Below are 18,668 nucleotides of genomic sequence, written 5' to 3'. Positions count from 1 at the left end.
GTGTGAGGACGCGCCGGCGTCCGCCCGCCACGGGGTCCCTGCCCCCGGGCCGCGGGCGCCGGCGCCCTCCACCACCCGCACCCCGCCACGCCCCCGCCGCCCGACAGGAGCCCCGCCGTGACCCGTTACGTCCTGCGCCGCCTCGGCACCTCCGCGCTGACGGTGCTCGGGCTCGTGCTGGTCGTCTTCCTCGTCACCCGGATCCTGCCCGGGGACGCGGCCGCCGCCCGGCTCGGCCCCGAGGCCACGCCCGAGGACGTCGCGGCGCTGCGCGCGTCGTACGGCCTGGACGACCCGCTGCTGGTCCAGCTCCGGGACTACGTGGTGCGGCTCGCGCAAGGCGACCTCGGCCGGGCCGTGTCCACCGGGCGCGACGTCGGCACCGAGCTGGTCGCGCGGCTGCCCGCCACCATCGAGCTCGCTCTCGCCGCGCTGGTGGTCGCCGTCCTGATCGGCGTCCCGGTCGGCGTGCTCGCCGCGGCCCACCGCGGGCGCCCCGCGGACGTCGCCGGCCGGGTGTACGCGGTGCTCGGGTCGTCGATGGCGCCGTTCTGGCTCGGGCTGCTGCTCATCTTCGGGCTGTTCTCCACCTGGCACCTGCTGCCCGGGCCGATCGGCCGGCTCCCCGTGGGGACGCCCCCGCCGCCCGACGTCACCGGCCTGTACGTGCTGGACGCGCTGCTCGCGGGCGACCCGGCGACCGCCGGGCAGGCGCTGCGGTACCTGGTGCTGCCCGCGCTGACCCTCGGCATCGGCGCCTCGGCGGCCGTGGTCAAGATGGTGCGCTCCGCGCTCATCGCCACCGCCGGCACCGGGTACGTGCGGACCGCCCGCGCGTTCGGCGTCGCGCCGCGCGAGGTGCTCTGGCGGGACCAGATGCGCAACGCGATGCTCCAGATCCTCACCTCGCTCGGGCTGGTGCTCAGCTTCCTGCTCGGCGGCAACGTCATCGTCGAGCAGCTGTTCTCCTGGCCCGGCATGGGCCGGCTGGCGTACGACGCGGTGCGCGCCAACGACCTCGAGGTGCTCCAGGGCTACGCGATCGTCATCGGGGTCCTCTACATCGCCCTCAACGTGCTCATCGACCTGGCGTACGGCCTGATCGACCCCCGCATCCGGCTCGGAGGTGCCCGCGCATGACCCAGCCCGCCCCGCCCGCCGCCGGACCCGCGACCGCCGCCCCGGCCCTGCTCTCCACCGCCGACGCCGCCCGCGTCCGCAGCCGCCGGCCCCGGCCGTTCCTGTGGACCGGCGCCGGCATCCTCGCCGTGCTCGTGGTGGTCGGCGTCGTCGGACCGTTCCTGGTCGCCGACCCGCTGGCCGTCGAGCCGTCGGACGCGCTGCAGGCCCCGTCCGCGGCCCACTGGTTCGGGACCGACTTCTACGGCCGCGACGTCTTCGCCCGGGCGGTGCACGCCATCCGGCTGGACCTGGTGCTGGGCGTGAGCATCGCGCTGCTCGCCATGGTCGTGGGGTCCGCGCTCGGGGTGGTGTCCGGCTACGTCGGGGGCCGGGTGGACGACGTCGTCATGCGGTGCGTGGACGTGCTCATGTCGTTCCCCGGCTTCGTGCTCGCGATGATCCTGCTTCTGGCGATCGGCGAGAGCACCCCCCAGCTCGCGCTCGCGCTGGCGGTCGCGGCGGTGCCGCCCTTCGTGCGGCTGGTGCGCGCCGAGGCGCTCGCGCAGCGGGAGCTGGCGTACGTCGACGGCGCGCGGGTGGCCGGCGCGGGCTGGCTGCGGATCGCGTTCGGGCACGTGCTGCCCCACTCGGTCCGGCCGGCGGCCGTGCAGTTCACGCTCGTGTGCGGGTACTCGATCCTCAACGTCGCGGGCCTGGCGTACCTGGGCATCGGCATCCACGCCCCCACGCCCGAGTGGGGCGTCATGGTCGCCGAGGGCGCGCAGAACATGCTGACCGGCCAGTGGTGGACGGCGTTCTTCCCCGGCCTGCTCATCGCGGTGACCGTGACCGGCCTGCACTTCGTCGGCGACGACCTGGGAGGCGACCGGTGACCACCCCCGTGCTCGAGCTCGACCGGCTCTCGGTGGCCGTGACCCGCACCGGCACCCCGCTGCTGCGCGACGTCAGCCTCAGCGTGCGCCCCGGCGAGGTCGTCGGCCTGGTCGGCGAGTCCGGCTCCGGCAAGTCCATGACCTCGCTCGCGGTCATGGGCGTGCTGCCCGACGGCATCGCGGTCACCGGCGGGCGGGTGCTGGTGTCCGGGGCGGACGCCACCGCGACCGCCCGGCGCTCGGTGGCGCACCGGTTCGCGATGATCTTCCAGAACCCGCAGGACTCGCTCAACCCCCTGATGCGCGTCGGCGAGCAGATCGCCCGGATGGTGCGGCTGCACCAGCGCGACGGCGCCGGGGCCGACCGCCGGTCCGCGCGCGCCGAGGCGGAGCGGCTGCTCGGCCGGGTGCACATCGCGGACCCGGCGCGCGTCGGCCGGGCCTACCCGCACCAGCTCTCCGGCGGCATGTGCCAGCGCGTGATGATCGCGATGGCGCTGGCCTGCCGCCCGGCGCTGCTGATCGCCGACGAGCCGACCACCGCCCTGGACGTGACCGTGCAGGCGCAGATCCTCACGCTCCTGACCGAGCTCGCGGACGAGACCGGCTGCGGCGTGCTCCTCATCACGCACGACCTCGGGGTCGTCGCGGAGGTCTGCGACCGCGTCGCCGTGCTGTACCGCGGCGACCTCGTGGAGACCACCGGGGTCGTCGAGCTGTTCGAGTCCCCGCAGCACGAGTACACGCGGTACCTGGTGGCCGCGGGCGAGGAGGCCGGCGATGGCGCTGCTTGAGGTGCGGGGCGTCACCAAGACGTTCGCCGCCCGGGGGCGGACCGTCCACGCGCTGCGGGGCGTGGACCTGGACCTGGACACGGCCCGGACGCTCGCGCTGGTCGGCGAGTCCGGGTCGGGCAAGTCGACGCTCGGCCGGGTCGTCGCCGGGCTGCACGGCGCCACCGCCGGGACCGCGAGCTTCGGCGGGTTCGACCTGCTCGGGCCGTGGGACCGCGAGCGCCGGCGGTCCGTGCAGATGGTGTTCCAGAACCCGTACCAGTCCCTGGACTCCCGGTGGACCGTCGAGGCGATCCTGCGCGAGCCGCTCGCCCGGCTGACCGCCGAGCGCGGGGCCGCCGCCGGGGCCCGGGTCACGGAGCTGCTGGACCTGGTGGGCCTGCCGGACGCGATGCGCGGCCGGCTGCCCGGCGAGCTGTCCGGCGGCCAGCAGCAGCGGGTGGCGATCGCGCGGGCCCTCGCGCCCCGGCCCGACCTCGTGGTGCTCGACGAGCCGACCTCCGGGCTGGACCAGTCGGTGCGCGGGCGGATCGTCCGGCTGCTGCGCGAGCTCCAGCAGACCACGCAGGCCGCGTACCTGTTCATCACGCACGACATCTCGGTGGTGCGGCAGATCGCCCACGAGGTCGCGGTGATGCACGCCGGCCTCGTCGTCGAGCGCGGCACGACCGCCGCCGTGCTCGACACCCCGCAGGACGACTACACCCGCACGCTGCTGGCCGCCGTCCCGGTGGCCGACCCGCGGCGTCGCGCCCGCCGGCTGCCCGGCGCGGCGCCGGCGGCGACCGACCCGAACCCGGAGGAGATCGCATGAAGTTCGGACTGGGAGTCCCGACCGGCACGGAGGGGCTGATGTACCCCGTGCCGTACGCCGACCCGGAGCAGGCGGTGCAGATCGCCGTCGAGGCCGAGCGCCTCGGGTTCGACTCGGTGTGGGGCAACGACCACGTGACCACGCAGCGCTACGTGCGGGCCGAGTTCGACGCGCCGCCGCGGTTCTACGACCCGTACCTCTACCTGTCGTTCGTCGCGGCGCGCACCACCCGGCTGCGGCTCGCGACGGCGATCACCGTCATGGCGTTCCGCCACCCCGTGGTGGCCGCGAAGCAGGCGGCGACGCTCGACCAGCTCTCGGGAGGGCGGTTCGTGCTCGGGGTCGGCATCGGCGCCTACCGCGAGGAGACCGACGCGATGTGGCCCGGGAACACGCTGCACCGCGGCCGGCAGGCCGACGAGTTCCTCGCCTCGCTCGAGACGCTGCTGCGGGACCGCCGGGCGTCGTTCCACGGCGAGTTCCTGCAGTTCGAGGACGTGGAGTCCTACCCGAAGCCCGTGCAGACGCCGCTGCCGATCCTGTCCGGCGGCAACGCCGCGGGCTCCCGGCAGCGCGCGGCGCGGTACGGCACCGGCTGGCTGCCGGCGGTGCTCAGCCCGGCCGAGGTCGCCGCGGGGCTCGCGGACATCCGCCGGGAGGCCGAGGCGATCGGGCGCGAGCTGCCGCCGGACTTCGACGTCGCGCCGCAGCTGTCGGTCGCGATGGGCGCGTCGCAGCCCGACGCGATGGCCCGGTTCGAGACCACGCAGCTGCACCAGCACATGCGCTCGCTCGCCGGCTCGACCCTCAAGGGCCAGCAGGACGGGTTCGCGGCCCGCAACCTCGTCGGGTCGACCGCGCAGATCCAGGACCAGGTGCACGCCTACGCCGAGGCCGGCGTCACGACCCTGTCCGCGCTGCTGTTCGCGTGCAACACCGTGGCCGAGACGCTCGACCAGATGGCCCGGTTCGCGCAGGAGGTCATCGAGCCGGTGAACGCCGGCACGCCGGACGACCGCCGACCCGACCGCCCGTCCGACCCCGCCCCGACGGCAGGAGCCGCCCAGTGACCACCGCCCCGAGCCCCCGCGAGGCGCTCGTCGCCGCCCGCACCGCCCGCCTCCGCGAGCACCTGGCCGGCGCGCCGTTCGACGCCGTGGTGACCCTGTCCACCGCGGGTGTCGACTACGCCACCGGCTACCGCTCGATGTCCGGGTCCGTCCACGGGACCTCCTCGGTGGCGGCGGTCGTCACGGGCGACCGCACGGTGCTGGCCGGGCCGGTCGCGGACTCCGCCCCCGCGTTCGACGCCGGCGTCGCCGAGGACGACTTCGTCGCGTTCGGCCGGTTCTACTTCGAGTCCGCGGGCTCCGCCGCCACCGCCACCCGCCTGGTCGACGAGCACCCGGGCGCCGCGCCGGCGATCGCCGCCGCCGTCCGCCGCGCGGGGGTCGCGTCCGGCACCGTCGGCCTGGACGAGGCCTCGTGCCCGGCCCCGCTGCGGGCTGCGCTCGAGGCCGCCCTGCCCGAGGTGACCTGGGCGGACGCGAGCGCGTGGCTGTCGGGCGTCCGTGCCCGCAAGCTCCCCGGGGAGGTCGCGCTCCTGGCGCGGTCCGCCCGGCTGGCCGAGGCCGGCATCGTGGCGGCGCTCGCCGTCGCCCGCCCCGGGGTCACCGAGGCCGAGCTGGCCCGCGTCGTCGCCCGCACGATGGTGGACGGCGGCGCCGCCCCCCGCTTCACCGTCGTCACCGCGGGCGAGCGGTCCGCCCTGGCCGACGCCGTGGCGACCGACCGGCCGCTGGCCGCCGGCGACCTGCTGCGGTTCGACGTGGGGTGCGTGCTGGACGGGTACTGGTCGGACATCGGCCGCACCGCCGTCGTCGGCCCGGCGAGCGACCTGCAGGCCCGGCGGTACGACGCCCTCCTCGCGGGGCTGGACGCGCAGCTCGCGGCCGCGCGCCCCGGCGTGGGCGCCGCCGCGCTGTTCGACCTCGCCGTCGACGTCACCCAGCGGGGCGGGCTGGCGCCGTACCGGCGGCAGCACTGCGGGCACGGCATCGGGCTGGAGGTCTACGAGCCCCCGATCGTGCGCCCCGGGGACGACGCGCCGCTCGAGGAGGGCATGACGTTCTGCTTCGAGACGCCGTACTACGAGCTGGGCTGGGGCGGGATGATGGTCGAGGACGCGCTGGTGGTCACCGCCGACGGGGTCCGGCCCCTGACGACGCTGGCCCGCGGCCTCACGGAGGTGCCCGCGTGAGCGGCGCGGCGGGCGCGTACACCGGCGTGCTGCGCGACGGCGTGACCGGGGCGGAGGTCCGGGAGCCCGACGCCTACCGGCCGTCCGCGTCGGCGCTCGCCCGGGGCGTGCACGTGCACGCCTCCCCCGTGTACGACCTGACGGGTGTGACCGCGCTGCCCGCCCCCGGCACGGGCCCGGGGGTGTTCCGGTTCGCGCCGCTGCTCCCCGTCGACCCGTCCGGCCCGCTCGTGTCGCTGGGCGAGGGCGGCACCCCCCTGGTGCCGGTCCCCCGCGCCGGGGCCGCCGTCGGGCTGCCGTCGCTGCTGGTCAAGGACGAGTCGCGCAACCCGACGTGGTCGTACAAGGACCGGCTCGCCGCGGTCGCCGTGACGAAGGCGCTGCAGCAGGGGCACGACACCGTGGTCGTCGCGTCCACCGGCAACCACGGCGCCGCGACCGCCGCGTACGCCGCCCGCGCCGGGCTGCGCTGCGTGGTGCTGACGGTGGCCTCCGTGCCGGAGACGATGAAGACGCTCATGCAGTCCTCCGGCGCGGACGTCGTGGCGTTCGACGACCCGCGGGACCGGTGGGTCGTCATGCGCGCGGGCGTCGAGGAGCGCGGCTGGGTGCCCGTGTCCGGCTACCTCAGCCCGCCGTCCGGGTCCAACCCGTTCGGCGTCGACGGCTACAAGACCCTCGCCTACGAGATCTGGGAGCAGCTCGGCGGGCGGGTGCCCGACGCCGTCGTGGCGCCGGTGGCGTACGGCGACGGCGTCGCGGGCACCCTCCGGGGGTTCCGGGACCTGGTCGCGCTCGGGCTCGCGGACCGCGTGCCGCGCATGGTCGCGGCGGAGCCGTTCGGGCCGCACGTCGCGGCGCTGCGCGACGGGTTCACCCCCGGCGCGACGGTCCCCGCCGGGCCGACCGTGGCGTTCTCCATCGGGTCCTCCACGGCCACCTGGCAGGCCTGGGACGCGCTGCGCTCCAGCGGCGGGGCCGCCGCCACCGCCGACGACGAGCAGGTGATGCGCGCGCAGTCCGCCCTGGCCGCCGCCGAGGGGATGTACCTCGAGGCGTCGTCCGTCATCACCTACGCGGTGCTGCCGGACCTCGTGGCGCGCGGCGAGCTCGGCGCGGACGACACGGTGGTGCTGCTCGGCACCTCGACCGGGCTGAAGGACGTCGGGGCGACGGCCGCGCGCCTCGCACCCGTGCCCGTGATCGCGCCGACGCTCGCGGCGTTCGACGCCGCCGCCGGGCGGGGCTGAGGCGTGCGCATCGCGTACGCGCCGGCCGGCCGCCGGGACGCGCGCACGGCGGTCGACCTCGCCCGGCACGCGGAGGACCTCGGCTTCGCGGAGGTCTGGCTCAGCGAGGACTACCTCGAGCGCGGGGCGTTCGCGGTGGCCGGGGCGGTCGCGGCGGCGACGTCCCGCGTGGGCGTCGGGCTGGGCGTCATCAACCCGTGGACCCGGCACGTCGCCCTCGCCGCCATGGAGTGCGCCGCGCTCGACGAGGTCTCCGGCGGGCGGCTGGTCGTCGGGCTCGGCGCGAGCAACCGGGGGTGGATGGAGGGCCGGCTCGGCATCCCGTTCACCCGGCCGATCAGCACGCTCGAGGCGTACACGGCCGCCCTGCGCCGGCTGCTGGCCGGCGAGGTGGTCCGCGAGGACGTCAACGGCCTGCCGCTCGACGCGGCCCTGTCGTTCACCCCCGCGCGCCCGGACGTCCCGGTGCTGCTCGGCGTCAAGGGCGAGCGGGCCCTGGCGGTCGGCGCGCGCACCGCCGACGGGCTCATGCTCTCCGTGCTGTCCACCCCCGCGTACGTCCGGTGGATCCGCGAGCGGCACCCGCGCCCGGACCTGACCCTGACCGCGTACGCGGCGTTCTCCTGCGACGACGACGGGGCGGCGGCGCGCGACCGGGTGCGGTCCCGCACGGCGCGGTTCCTCGGGATGCACGGCGCGTCCCCCATCACGGCGGTGCCCGGGCTGCCCGCCCCGCGCGCCGAGGCGCTGCGCGCGCGGCTGCTCGCCGGGGCCGACGGCGCCGACCTGGTGGACGACGACGTGCTGCGCACCTTCACGCTCGCCGGCACCCGCGACGAGGTCACGGCCGGGATGCACGCGTTCGCCGGGGCGGGGCTCGACACGCTCGTCGTGATGGACGACGGCGTCTCCCCCGCCCACGAGGCGCTCGACCGCGCCGCGGCCTGCGCGCGCGCCGCCGGGCTGCTGGCCTGAGGCGGGCCGGGCCGGGCCGCTCCGGACGCAGCACGCCGGCGGGTCGCGGGACGCCGTCAGCGGCCCGCGGGGTCCTCGTCGAGCGCCGCGCTGCCGTGCGCCTGCGCGCTGATGCCGAGCTCCAGCCCCTGCACCGCGAGCACCGCCCGCGCCACGTCCGCCACCCGGTGCAGGTCGAGGCCGCTCAGCTCGCCGATGCGCCGCAGCCGGTAGGCCACCGTGTTGGGGTGCACCACCAGGCGCCGCGCGGTCTCCGGGACCGACAGGTCCGTGGCCAGGTGCACCCGCAGGGTCTCGAGCAGGTGCTCGTGCGAGGCGACCGGCCGCAGGTAGCGGTCCTGCAGGTTCACGACCATCCGCACGTCGCGCAGCGCGAGGACCTCGAGCAGCACGTCGCGGAACAGCACGACGGCCCGCTCGGCACCGCGCCGCCGCCCGACCTGGAGCGCCCCGGTCGCCTGCCGGCAGGAGCCGCCGACGGCCGCCAGCCCGCGGCGCGGCTCCCCGACGGCGCCGATCGCCGCGACCGCCGTGCGGCGCCGGTCGAGCCCGGCCGCGAGCCGCGCACCGAGCTCGGCCACCGGCCCCTCCCACGGCACCGCGACGACCACGACCGGGCGGCCGTCGTCCTCCCGGACGACCCCGGACAGGGGCGCCGCGCCGGTGACGGACTGCAGGTGCGCCACCGCGTGGTGCCGCAGCTCGGCGACGTGCTCCGGGTCGACGTCGTCCTCGTCCGCGACGCCGAGGGCCAGCCCGACGACGCGGGTGGCGTCCGTGACCTCCAGGCCGAGCGTCCGCACCAGCCCCGCGAGGTCCGCCGCGTCGATCGGCTCGCCGCTGACCAGCCGGTTCATCAGGTCGGGCTCCGTCAGCACCGTGCGGGTCGCGATGCGCTGCTGCATCTGGGCGTACGTGCGCAGCATCGCCCCCTCGAGCTGGTCCAGGATCGCCACGATCTGCTGCTGACCGACGCGCAGCGCCCCGACGGGCACCTGCATGCGGGCGCAGCGCGCCTGGAAGGTGTCCACGAGGCTGCGCTCGGCGTTCCGGTACGACTGGATCACGGCCGCCTGGGCGACGCCCTGCAGCGCCCGGCGCTCCCCGTTCGCCGCGGCCGTGTCGAGCTCCGACGCCGACGGCACCCGGTCCTCCATCAGGCAGACCAGCACGTTGAGGATCGAGTCCCGCACCTGGCCGGACAGGTCCGCACGGTCCACGACGACCTGCGGGTACGCCGGCACGCTGCGCCACACCCGGTCGGTGACCTCGCCGATGATGCCCTCGAAGTCCGCGACCATCGACCGTGCCACCCGGAGCACCGCCTCAGGGGTCCTCGCCATCACGCCTCCCGTCGCTCCGCCCCCGCGCGCGGCGCGCCCGTGCGGCGCCCGGCCCGGGACCATCGTCCCTGCCCGAGATGTCCGGCCGGTTTCGCGGTCGACGGACGGGCTAGGCCCGGGGCGGCAGGTGCTGCGGGTCGACGGCCTCGCGGGTGGCGCGCAGGGCCTGCCCGAGGTCGTCGAACCGCAGCTGCCCGACGCGCATGAACAGGAAGTCGACGACGGCGAGCTGCGCCATGCGGCTCGCGAGCGCCGCGGCCCGCAGCGTCGCCTCCCGCGCCGGCGTCCGCAGCACCTCCTGCGCCGTCGCGGCCAGCGGGGAGCGGGGGTCGTTCGTGATCGCGACGGTGCGGGCGCCGGCCCGGGCGGCGACCTCCAGGGCGCGCACCACGTCGACGGTGCCGCCGCTGAACGAGAACGCGATCGCGGTGGTGCGCTCGTCCGCGAGCGCCGCGTGCGTCATCTGCACGTGCGTGTCGGCGGCCGACAGGCACATCAGGCCGATGCGCTGGAGCTTCTGGGCGAGATCGGCGGCCGCCAGGCCGGAGGCCCCGACGCCGAGGACGACGACGTGGTGGCTCTCGGCGACCGCGTGCGCGACGCGGTCGAGCGCGTCGAGGTCGAGCGAGCGGGCGGTCTCCTCGATGGTCCGGGCCTCGTGGAAGGCGACCTTCGCCACCAGCTCCGGCAGGGGGTCGGAGGCGACGATCGTGCCCTCCGCGATGTCGGAGCGCTCGAGCTCGACGGCCCGCCGCGACAGGTCCTGCGCGAGGCGCACCCGCAGGGCCGGCAGCCCGGAGAACCCGAGGGTCTTCGCGAGCCGGACCACGGACGCCCGGGAGACCTGCGCGCGCTCGCCGAGCGTGGCAGCGGTACCGGCGACCCCGGCCTCCGGGTCGCGCAGCAGCACCTCGGCCACGCGCGTCTCGGCCGGCCCCAGCCGCGGGAGCGCGGCGCGCAGGGCGTCGAGCACCTCGACCGCGCCGTCCGCCACGTGCCCTCCCGCTGCCTGCGCCCGTCGACGCCCGCGCCAGTCTGGCACAGGCGTCGTGAAACGTTGTTTGACTTCTCGCGATCCTGGTGCAACATGGTGCCAGACGTCACCGACGAAGGAGTCCCCGTGCCCGACCTGCGCACCCTCGGCACCGAGAGCCCCCACCCCCGCACCGCGCGGCTCGACGCCATGGACGTCGAGGAGCTGCTCGGCGTGATGAACGCGGAGGACCGGCGCGTGCCCGACGCGGTCGCCGCCCAGCTCGGCCCCGTCGCCGCGGCGGTCGCGCTCGCCGTGGACTCGCTGTCCTCCGGCGGCCGCCTCGTCTACCTCGGTGCCGGCACCAGCGGGCGGCTCGGCGTCCTCGACGCCGCGGAGTGCCCCCCGACCTTCGGCACCGACCCGGGTCAGGTCGTCGGGCTGCTCGCCGGCGGCCCCGGCGCGATGTTCCAGGCCGTCGAGGGCGCCGAGGACGACGCCGCGCTCGGCGCGCAGGACCTGCGCGACCTCGGGCTGACCGCCCAGGACACGGTCGTCGGCCTCGCCGCGTCCGGCCGCACGCCCTACGTGGTCGGCGGCCTCGACCACGCCCGCTCCGTGGGCGCCGGCACCGTCGCCGTCGCCTGCAACCCCGGCTCCGAGGTCGGCCGGCACGCGGACATCGCCATCGAGCTCGACACGGGCCCCGAGGTGCTGACCGGGTCGACACGCCTCAAGGCCGGCACCGCCCAGAAGCTCGTCCTCAACATGATCTCGACCGCCGCGATGGTCGGCACCGGCAAGGTGTACGGCAACCTCATGGTCGACGTCCGGCCGAGCAACGCGAAGCTCCGGCAGCGCGCGGTCCGCATCGTGCGGGACGCCACCGGGTGCGACGACGCCACGGCGCGCGCCGCGCTGGCCGACGCGGGCGACCACGCCAAGACCGCGATCGTCGCCCTGCTCTGCGGCACCGACGCCGCCACCGCCCGGGACCGGCTGACCGCCGCGCACGGCTTCGTGCGCGCCGCGCTGCCGGCCGACCTGCCCGCCCCGCACTGACCGGAGGAACCACCGTGGACTACGCGAAGCTCAGCGACGACCTCGTGCCGCTCGTCGGCGGCCTGGACAACGTCGAGTCGTTCACCAACTGCATGACGCGCCTGCGGCTGAACGTCGCCGACCAGTCCGCCGTCGACGCCGGCGCGATCCGCGCCCTGGACGGCGTCGTCGGCGTCGTCGAGGGCCCGCAGCTGCAGGTCGTCGTCGGGCCGGGCCACGCCCAGCGGCTGCGCGACGCCTTCGCCGAGCGCGCCGCGCGGGGGGACGACGCGTCCGCGGTCCCGGCGACCGTCGCCGCCGCGCAGGCGACCGCGACCGCCGGGGCGCCGGCCGAGGAGCAGCCCGCCGGTCAGGGGGCCGGCGGGCACCCGGGCGCACCGGACGCCGCGGCGGACCTGCGCACGCTCGAGGCCGAGAACAAGTCGAAGGTGAAGGCCCGTCAGACCACGGGCGTCCACGCCCTGTTCCGGCACATCGGCAACATCTTCATCCCGATCATCCCGGGCTTCATCGCCTGCGGGCTGATCGTCGCGCTCACCAACATCTGGAAGGTCGCGGCGCCCGACGTGGTCGGCAACCCGTGGTTCCTGGCGTTCGCCGGCCTCGGGACCATCGTCGTCGGCGCGCTGCACCTGCTGGTCGGGTACAACACCGCGCAGGAGTTCGGCGGCACGCCGGTGCTCGGCCTCATCGCCGGCGCGGTGTCATACATGCCCGCGCTCGCCGGCATCCCCGCGGGGACCACCCCCGACGGCACCGCGACACCCGCGCAGCCCCTCACGATCCCGGTGTTCGGCGAGCTCAGCCCCGCGCTCGGCGGCGTCATCGGCGTGATCGTCACCGCCTGGCTGTTCACCGTCATCGAGCGTCAGGTCCGCCGGCGCGTGCCCGCGGCGGTCGACCTGTTCGTCGTGCCCGTGGTCACGGTCATCGTCGGCGCGGTGCTGTGCGTGCTCGTCGTCATGCCGCTGTCCGCGCTGCTCATGCAGGGCATCAACTGGCTGCTCATCGACTTCGCGCTCGAGCAGGGCGGGATCGTCGGCGGGTACCTGCTGGCGTCGCTGTTCCTGCCGCTCGTCATGCTGGGCGTGCACCAGGGCCTCACGCCGCTGCACGCCCAGCTCATCGCCGACCACGGCTACACCGAGCTGCTCCCCGTCCTCGCGATGGCGGGCGCCGGTGAGGTCGGCATGGCCGTCGCGATCTACGTCAAGACGCGCAGCGCCCGGCTCCGGGGCATCATCCGCGCGGCGCTGCCGATCGGCGTGCTCGGCGTCGGCGAGCCCCTGATCTACGGCGTCTCCCTGCCGCTGTTCTACCCGCTCATCACCGCCTGCCTCGGCGGCGGGTTCGGCGGTGCATTCGTGGCGTTCGGCATGCAGGTGACCGACGGGTTCGGCGCGGGTGCGCTGGGGCTGTCCGGCGTGCTCATGACCGCCGTCATCACGAACGGGCAGTGGCTCTGGTACGTGGGCGGGCTCGTGGTCTCCTACGTGATGGGCTTCGCGCTGACCTACCTGTTCGGCTTCAAGGAGCACATGGTCCAGCGGCTCGGCTGAGCCCGCCCGGGACGGCCCGCCGCACCCCACCACGAGAGAGGACGCCGCCGTGCTCTGGTCGCTCTACCCCACCGACGCGCCCGACGTGCAGCGGCAGGTCGTCGCGCAGGCGGTGCGGCACGCCGCGCGCCCGGGCGGCACCGGGCTGGTGTTCACGTCGCTGCACCTCCCGGAGGACGACCGGCTGGCCGAGCACGGGGAGCTGCTGCGCCGCCTGCACGCCGAGCACGGCCTGACGTTCTGCGGGGACGTGTCGCCGCTGACGCTCGAGCGGCTCGGCGGCGGCGAGGACGCGCTCGACCGGCTGCGGGACTGGGGCGTCACGGTGCTCCGGACCGACTTCGGGTTCGACGTCGAGGAGATCCGGCGGATCGCCGGGCGCACCGGAGCGCGCATCGCCGTCAACGCCAGCACCGTGCAGGCCGCGGAGCTGGACGCGCTCGCCGGGCTGCCGCTCGCCGGCTGGCACAACTACTACCCGCGGCCCGAGACCGGCCTGTCGACAGCGACGTACCGGGCGCAGGACGCCCTGTTCACCGCCCGCGACCTGCCGCTGTACGCGTTCGTCCCCGGCGAGGTCACGTTCCGGGCCCCGCTCGGCCTCGGGCTGCCGACGCTCGAGGAGCAGCGGCACCGCACCGCGTGGCGCAACTACCTGCAGCTGCGCCGGCTCAGCCCCGGCAGCACGGTCGTGTGCGCGGAGGGCGTGGTGCAGGACGAGCACCTCGCCTGGATCGAACGGCACGAGGACACCGGCGAGGTCACCGTGCCGCTCTGCGGGGTGGACCCCGCCGCGCGGTTCCTGCTCGAGCGGCCGTGGCGGCTGCGCGTCGACAGCGGGGAGGCCGCGTTCCGGCTGGAGGGCACCCGCGGCGCGCACACCCCGGCGCTCGTGCGCAACGGCGACTCCCGCGCGCGGGGCAGCCTGCAGATGGACCTCGCGGGCGCCGGCCGCTACCGGGGGGAGGTCCACCTCGCGCGCACCGAGCGGCCGCTGCACCCGTGGCAGGCGCGCGTCGCCGACGTCGCCCCGCCGTACCTGGGGGTGCTCGACGAGCTGCGCCCGGGCGACACCGTGCGGTTCGTGCCGGACACCGCCGCGGCGGCCACGGGGACCGGGGCCGCGGAGGTCAGCGGCCGGGCGGGCTGACCGGCGGCGCCTCGTCCGGCGCCCCGGCGGCCCGGTCGCCGGCGGCCTGGTCCCTGGCGGCCTGATCCCCGGCGGCCCGCTCCGCGCCGACCAGGCGGGCGAGCACCCCGCGGGGGTCCGCGACGCGGGCTCCCCGGGCCTCCGCCGCCGCGAGGGGGACCGCGCCGGACGCGACGCCGAGCAGCAGCGCGACCGGACCCTCGGCGACGGCGGCGGGCTCCGCGGCCGGACCGGGCAGCACACGGGTCCCCTCCGGGCCGGTCGCGAGCACCACCTCGACGCCGTCGCCGCGCAGCACCACCACCTCCGGCCGCGGGGACGTCCGCGAGGCCAGGAGCGCCTCGACCGCGAGGCCGAGCCACGGGGGCCGGACGGCGTCTCCGGGCCGGGGACCGGGCGCCAGCAGCGGGGCACCCCACCGCACGAGCCCGAGCACCGGCTCGCGCAGCTCGCGCCCCCGGTCGGTCAGGCCGTAGGTGACGGCCTTGCGGCCGGGCTCCTGCGAGCGCGCGACGACGCCGGCCGCGACGAGGTCCCGCAGGCGGTCCGCGAGCAGGTTGCTGGGCACCCCGGGCAGCGCCGCGCGCAGCTCGGTGTGCCGGCGGTCGGCGACGAGCAGCTCCCGCACGACCAGGAGGCTCCAGCGGTCGCCGACGACGTCGAGCGCGCGGGCCAGCCCGCAGAACTGGTGGTAGTCGGACACCCTTGCGCTCCTCGGTCGCGGGACTCTACGGTTCAGATTATCAACCGTAGCGCCCGGCGATCCCCAGGAGGCACCGTGTCGCAGCCCGCAGCCCCCACCCCGCCCTGGCTGGACACCGACGGGTACCCGTTCCGGCGGACGGTCCACGACGTCGGCGGGCACCGCGTCCACACGGTCGACCACGGCGACGGCCCCACGCTGCTCCTCCTGCACGGCAACCCCACCTGGTCCTACGCGTGGCGCGGCGTGGTCGCGCGCCTCGGCGACCGGTTCCGGTGCGTCGCGCCGGACCTGCCGGGCCTCGGGCTCTCGCAGGCGCCGCCCGGGTTCGACGGCCGTCCCTCCTCCGTCGCGCAGGTGCTGGAGGAGCTCGTCGAGCGGCTGGACCTGGGGGACGTCGTGCTCGTGGCGCAGGACTGGGGCGGCCCCGTGGGGCTGCGGCTGGTGCAGCGGATGCCGCACCGGTTCAGCGGCCTCGCGCTCGGCAACACCTGGGCGTGGCCCGTGACCGGGGACCGGCACTTCGAACGCTTCTCGGCGCTCGTGGGCGGGCCGGTCGGGCTGGCGCTCGCACGGCGGGCGAACCTCGTCGTGCGCGTCATGGTCCCGCTCGGCCACCGGCTGCGGCGCCCCACCCGCACGGAGGTGCGGCAGTACCGGTCCCCGCTCGGCACGCCGGAGCGCCGCGCCGCCACCTCGACACTCGCCCGGGAGATCACCGGGAGCGCCGCGTTCCTGGCCGAGGTCGAGCAGGGGCTGCCCGCGCTGCGGCACCTGCCCGCCCTGCTGCTGTGGGCGGACCGGGACATCGCGTTCCGCGGCGCCGAGCTCGAGCGCTGGCAACGCGAGCTGCCCGGCGCGGCCGTCGTCCCGCTGCCGGGCGCCGGGCACCTGCTCCAGTCCGACGCGCCGGCCGCGTTCGCCGACGCGCTCGCCGCCTGGCACGGCGCCACCCTTCCCGCCCGGGACCCGCGGTGACGGCGGACGCCGCGGGCGCGGCTGACGTGGCGGGCGCGGCTGACGTGGCGGGCGCGGCGGGCGCCTTCGACGCGCTCGCCGCGACCCTCGCCCCGCTGGGCGTGCGGCGGACCCAGATGATGGGCCGCCCGGTGCTCTCCGTCGGCAGGCGGATGATCGCCTGCCTGGACGACGGCGTGCTCGGGGTGCGCCTCGGGGCCGGGTCGCCGGCGCACACCGCCGCGCTGCGTCGTCCCGGCGCCGCGGTGTTCAGCCCGGGCGGTCGGGGGCGGACGTTCCGGGACTGGGTCGGGCTGCCACTGGCGGCGGCGGACCACTGGGAGGACGCCGCCCGGGACGCGCTCCGGGCGGCGCGGGGGGCGTGACGCCGCGACATGCGTGGCGCGTGACGCCGCCTCGTCCACGGCTCAGGCGGTGACGGCGCGACGCCGGGGCGTGACCAGGCGCTCCGCACCGGCCGCCGCACGCACGAGCAGCAGCAGGACGACCGCGGCGGCCCCCAGGTACGCCGGGCGGGTGAGCCACCAGTCCCAGGTCCACGGCACGGGCAGCGCGCGCCCGACCGCCAGCAGCACCACGCCGGCGACGGCGAACACGGCCGACAGGTGCCACAGGTACAGGCCCATCGAGCGGGGACCGACCCAGCGCACCAGCCGCGACCGGCCCGCCCACCGGGCGACCGGCTCCCGCAGCAGCAGCGCGCCGGCCACCTGCGCGACCGCGAACCCGACGACCGGGGCGGTCGGCGGCGCGAGGTTCGAGACGGCCTCCCCCGGCAGGCCGATCATCGACGCCGGGTAGGGCCCGACGACGATCAGCGCCACCGCGGCCGCGAGGCCACCGGCGGCCAGCAGCGCGAGCGCAGGTCGCTCCCGCGGCGCCGCCGGCGGGACCGGGCGCAGCCGGCGCCCCGCGTGGACGAGACCGGCGACGAACGGGACCGCCCACACCAGGAGCAGGTTCGGCCAGCCGGGTACGGGCAGCTCGTCCGAGAAGCGCAGCAGGTCCACCACCAGCGGCAGCGCGGCCGCCACCGTCAGCACCCGCCAGGCACCCCACCGTCGCAGCGCCGCCACCAGCGCCGGGGCCGCCGCGAGCAGGGCGAGCTGCACCCCCACGAACCACAGGGGCTGCGGGACGATCCGCGCCACGCGGTCCACCGCCGCCTCCGGCACGCCGACCCGCGGCAGGACCGCGACGAGGCCGGCCCACACCGCGACCAGCAGACCCACGGGCGGCACCATGCGCAGCAGCCGCACCCCGGCGAACCGCCAGCCCGGCACCGCAGGCCCGCGCTCGAGGTCGTAGCGGGCGGCCGCACCGGCGGCGAAGAACAGCAGCGGGAGCGGCTGCAGCCACGTCAGCAGCCAGGCCGGGCCGTGCCTCAGGGCGTTGCCCACCTCGAGCGACCCGCCGTCCCACACGGCCTCGAGCATCAGCCAGTGCAGCGCGACCACCACGAGGATGCCGACCGCCCGCACCGCGTCGACGAAGCCGTCACGCTCGCGACGGCGAGGCGTCGCGGACCGGGTGGGCCGCTCGGGCGCGAGGACGTTCGCCTCACCGGGGGGCCCGACGGCGGGGCTGGGCGCGGTGAGGACCCCGGGGGTGACGCCGCGCGGCGACCTCCCCGACGGGGAACCCGCGCGCGGCGGCGCGGTGGTCGGACGGGACGGCAGGACGGTCGACATGGCGGCGCTCCCCGGGCAGCCGCGCGGCGGGCGCGGACGCCCGGCGGTCGGGCGCAGCACCAGCCTGGCGAGCGGAGCCGCAGGTCAGAACGGGTCCGTCCCCCGGGACGGCGCACCCTGTCCCCCGGCCGGAGCGGGGGTTGTCCCCCGCCCCCGATCCCTTCCGGTCAGGCGGGCGGCTGGGACTCCGAGGTGCTCCCGCGGGCGTCCGAGGGGTCGGCGGGGGCGGGCGTGGCCGGCGCGGCTGCGGTCGGCCCGGCCGCCGGCGGGCCGTACGCCGGAGCGCTCCAGCCGGCCGGCGGCGCGCCCGGACCGGGGTGCACGTCGGACGGAGCGGCTCCGGCGGGCGCGGCGGACGGCTGCCCCGGGGGCACCGGAGCCGGCTGGCCGCCGGACGGCTGACCGGGCTGCGTCGGGTACGCCGCGGGCGGGAAGGCGGCACCCGGGCCGGTGTACGCCGGGGCGCCGGCCGGCTGGGCCGGGACGCCGGGCTGGGCCGGGGCACCGGGGTACGCCGGGGCCCCGGGGTACGCCGGTGCGCCGGGGTAGCCGCCGGGACCGGGATAGCCGCCGGCACCAGGATGGACCGGAGCGCCGGCGTAGGCACCGGGGTACGCGCCGGGACCGGGCTGCCCCGCCGGGCCGCCGTACGGCGACGGCGGCGCGGGCCGCGCGGCAGGGCCGGGCACCCGCCCGCGCTCCAGGGCGCCGACGACGAGGCCGCCGGCGGCCATCGCGGCCCCGAGCGCCGTGAGCACCGAGGAGCCCACGACGGCGAACCGGTAGGTCCACCCGATGCCGTAGCCGTAGCCGAACAGGACCGTCTGGGTCACGAGCCCGCCGAGGGCGCCGAGCGCGAGGACGCCGACCCCCGTCCAGAGGAGCTGCGTCGCTGTCATCCGAGGCACGCCCCGACCGTATCCCCTGCCCACACCCCGCGTCCGCCCTTCACCACACCCCGTTCGGAGGCTCCCAACGCGCTCGGAGGTCCCCCCGCGCCATCGTGGTGGTCCGCGGACCACCACGATCACCCGTCGGAGGCTCCCACCGCTGCGCGGGCGCGCCGCGCTCGGGGGCGCGCCGCGCTCGGGGGCGCGCGCC

Annotated in this window: 18 protein-coding genes; 13 read left to right on the top strand and 5 right to left on the bottom strand. The window is 77.1% G+C overall.

What is annotated here, in order from left to right:
* The first annotated feature begins 117 nt into the window (after positions 1-117).
* Genes P9841_RS17030 through P9841_RS16995 form a run of 8 tightly spaced genes read left to right on the top strand, consistent with a single transcriptional unit; the run spans position 118 to position 8,108 of the window.
* A complete protein-coding gene (locus tag P9841_RS17030; protein WP_283319771.1) occupies positions 118-1,140 on the top strand; it encodes an ABC transporter permease in 1,023 nt (340 codons plus the stop codon).
* Positions 1,137-2,015, top strand: coding sequence for an ABC transporter permease (locus tag P9841_RS17025; protein ID WP_283319770.1), 879 nt, complete (start codon positions 1,137-1,139; stop codon positions 2,013-2,015). Before P9841_RS17030 ends, P9841_RS17025 begins: the two co-directional genes overlap by 4 nt.
* On the top strand, positions 2,012-2,809 hold the full coding sequence (locus tag P9841_RS17020; RefSeq protein WP_283319769.1) for an ABC transporter ATP-binding protein: 798 nt from the start codon (positions 2,012-2,014) through the stop codon (positions 2,807-2,809). The genes P9841_RS17025 and P9841_RS17020 overlap by 4 nt, the downstream gene beginning before the upstream one ends.
* The gene (locus P9841_RS17015; RefSeq protein WP_283319768.1) at positions 2,796-3,623 is read left to right on the top strand and encodes an ABC transporter ATP-binding protein; all 828 of its coding nucleotides are present in this window, start codon (positions 2,796-2,798) and stop codon (positions 3,621-3,623) included. The genes P9841_RS17020 and P9841_RS17015 overlap by 14 nt, the downstream gene beginning before the upstream one ends.
* Positions 3,620-4,693 carry a TIGR03619 family F420-dependent LLM class oxidoreductase gene (locus P9841_RS17010; protein WP_283319767.1) on the top strand — a complete coding sequence of 358 codons (1,074 nt, stop codon included), beginning with the start codon at positions 3,620-3,622 and terminating at the stop codon, positions 4,691-4,693. The genes P9841_RS17015 and P9841_RS17010 overlap by 4 nt, the downstream gene beginning before the upstream one ends.
* Positions 4,690-5,883, top strand: coding sequence for a M24 family metallopeptidase (locus tag P9841_RS17005; protein ID WP_283319766.1), 1,194 nt, complete (start codon positions 4,690-4,692; stop codon positions 5,881-5,883). Before P9841_RS17010 ends, P9841_RS17005 begins: the two co-directional genes overlap by 4 nt.
* Positions 5,880-7,133 carry a threonine synthase gene (locus P9841_RS17000; protein ID WP_283319765.1) on the top strand — a complete coding sequence of 418 codons (1,254 nt, stop codon included), beginning with the start codon at positions 5,880-5,882 and terminating at the stop codon, positions 7,131-7,133. Before P9841_RS17005 ends, P9841_RS17000 begins: the two co-directional genes overlap by 4 nt.
* A gap of 3 nt (positions 7,134-7,136) precedes the next feature.
* A complete protein-coding gene (locus P9841_RS16995; RefSeq protein WP_283319764.1) occupies positions 7,137-8,108 on the top strand; it encodes an LLM class flavin-dependent oxidoreductase in 972 nt (323 codons plus the stop codon).
* 56 nt (positions 8,109-8,164) lie between these two features.
* Here the strand turns inward: P9841_RS16995 and P9841_RS16990 are convergent, their stop codons facing one another.
* Together P9841_RS16990 and P9841_RS16985 are read right to left on the bottom strand one after the other, a co-directional pair.
* Positions 8,165-9,451: a PucR family transcriptional regulator gene (locus tag P9841_RS16990; RefSeq protein WP_283319763.1), complete on the bottom strand. Its 1,287-nt coding sequence runs from the start codon at positions 9,449-9,451 to the stop codon at positions 8,165-8,167.
* Positions 9,452-9,560: 109 nt separating this feature from the next.
* A complete protein-coding gene (locus P9841_RS16985) occupies positions 9,561-10,445 on the bottom strand; it encodes a MurR/RpiR family transcriptional regulator (protein ID WP_283319762.1) in 885 nt (294 codons plus the stop codon).
* Positions 10,446-10,571: 126 nt separating this feature from the next.
* On the opposite strand from P9841_RS16985, the gene murQ reads away from it, so the two are divergent.
* From murQ to P9841_RS16970, 3 genes are read left to right on the top strand one after another with little or no spacing between them, the layout of a single operon-like run.
* Positions 10,572-11,486, top strand: coding sequence for an N-acetylmuramic acid 6-phosphate etherase (gene murQ / locus P9841_RS16980; protein WP_283319761.1), 915 nt, complete (start codon positions 10,572-10,574; stop codon positions 11,484-11,486).
* Between the two features lie 14 nt (positions 11,487-11,500).
* Complete coding sequence (locus tag P9841_RS16975) at positions 11,501-13,045, top strand: PTS transporter subunit EIIC (protein ID WP_283319760.1); 1,545 nt, start codon at positions 11,501-11,503, stop codon at positions 13,043-13,045.
* A 49-nt stretch (positions 13,046-13,094) separates the two neighbouring features.
* Positions 13,095-14,195: a MupG family TIM beta-alpha barrel fold protein gene (locus P9841_RS16970; RefSeq protein ID WP_283319759.1), complete on the top strand. Its 1,101-nt coding sequence runs from the start codon at positions 13,095-13,097 to the stop codon at positions 14,193-14,195.
* On the opposite strand, the gene P9841_RS16965 is transcribed toward P9841_RS16970, so the two are convergent.
* Positions 14,176-14,898, bottom strand: coding sequence for a winged helix-turn-helix transcriptional regulator (locus P9841_RS16965; protein ID WP_283319758.1), 723 nt, complete (start codon positions 14,896-14,898; stop codon positions 14,176-14,178). The two genes, P9841_RS16970 and P9841_RS16965, sit on opposite strands and share 20 nt — an antisense overlap.
* 75 nt (positions 14,899-14,973) lie before the next feature.
* Here P9841_RS16965 and P9841_RS16960 point away from each other — a divergent pair, with 75 nt between their 5' ends.
* Both P9841_RS16960 and P9841_RS16955 read left to right on the top strand, forming a co-directional pair.
* Positions 14,974-15,876, top strand: a complete 903-nt coding sequence (locus tag P9841_RS16960) for an alpha/beta fold hydrolase (RefSeq protein ID WP_283319757.1) — start codon at positions 14,974-14,976, stop codon at positions 15,874-15,876.
* The gene (locus P9841_RS16955; RefSeq protein ID WP_283319756.1) at positions 15,873-16,241 is read left to right on the top strand and encodes a hypothetical protein; all 369 of its coding nucleotides are present in this window, start codon (positions 15,873-15,875) and stop codon (positions 16,239-16,241) included. Before P9841_RS16960 ends, P9841_RS16955 begins: the two co-directional genes overlap by 4 nt.
* A 42-nt stretch (positions 16,242-16,283) precedes the next feature.
* Here P9841_RS16955 and P9841_RS16950 read toward each other — a convergent pair whose 3' ends face one another.
* Positions 16,284-17,567, bottom strand: coding sequence for an acyltransferase family protein (locus P9841_RS16950; RefSeq protein ID WP_283319755.1), 1,284 nt, complete (start codon positions 17,565-17,567; stop codon positions 16,284-16,286).
* Between the two features lie 167 nt (positions 17,568-17,734).
* Positions 17,735-18,475, bottom strand: coding sequence for a hypothetical protein (locus P9841_RS16945; RefSeq protein ID WP_283319754.1), 741 nt, complete (start codon positions 18,473-18,475; stop codon positions 17,735-17,737).
* Positions 18,476-18,668: the final 193 nt, after the last annotated feature.

Source organism: Cellulomonas sp. ES6, from assembly GCF_030053835.1.
Classification (GTDB): Bacteria; Actinomycetota; Actinomycetes; order Actinomycetales; family Cellulomonadaceae; genus Cellulomonas.
This window is presented reverse-complemented; position numbering and strand designations above follow the sequence as displayed.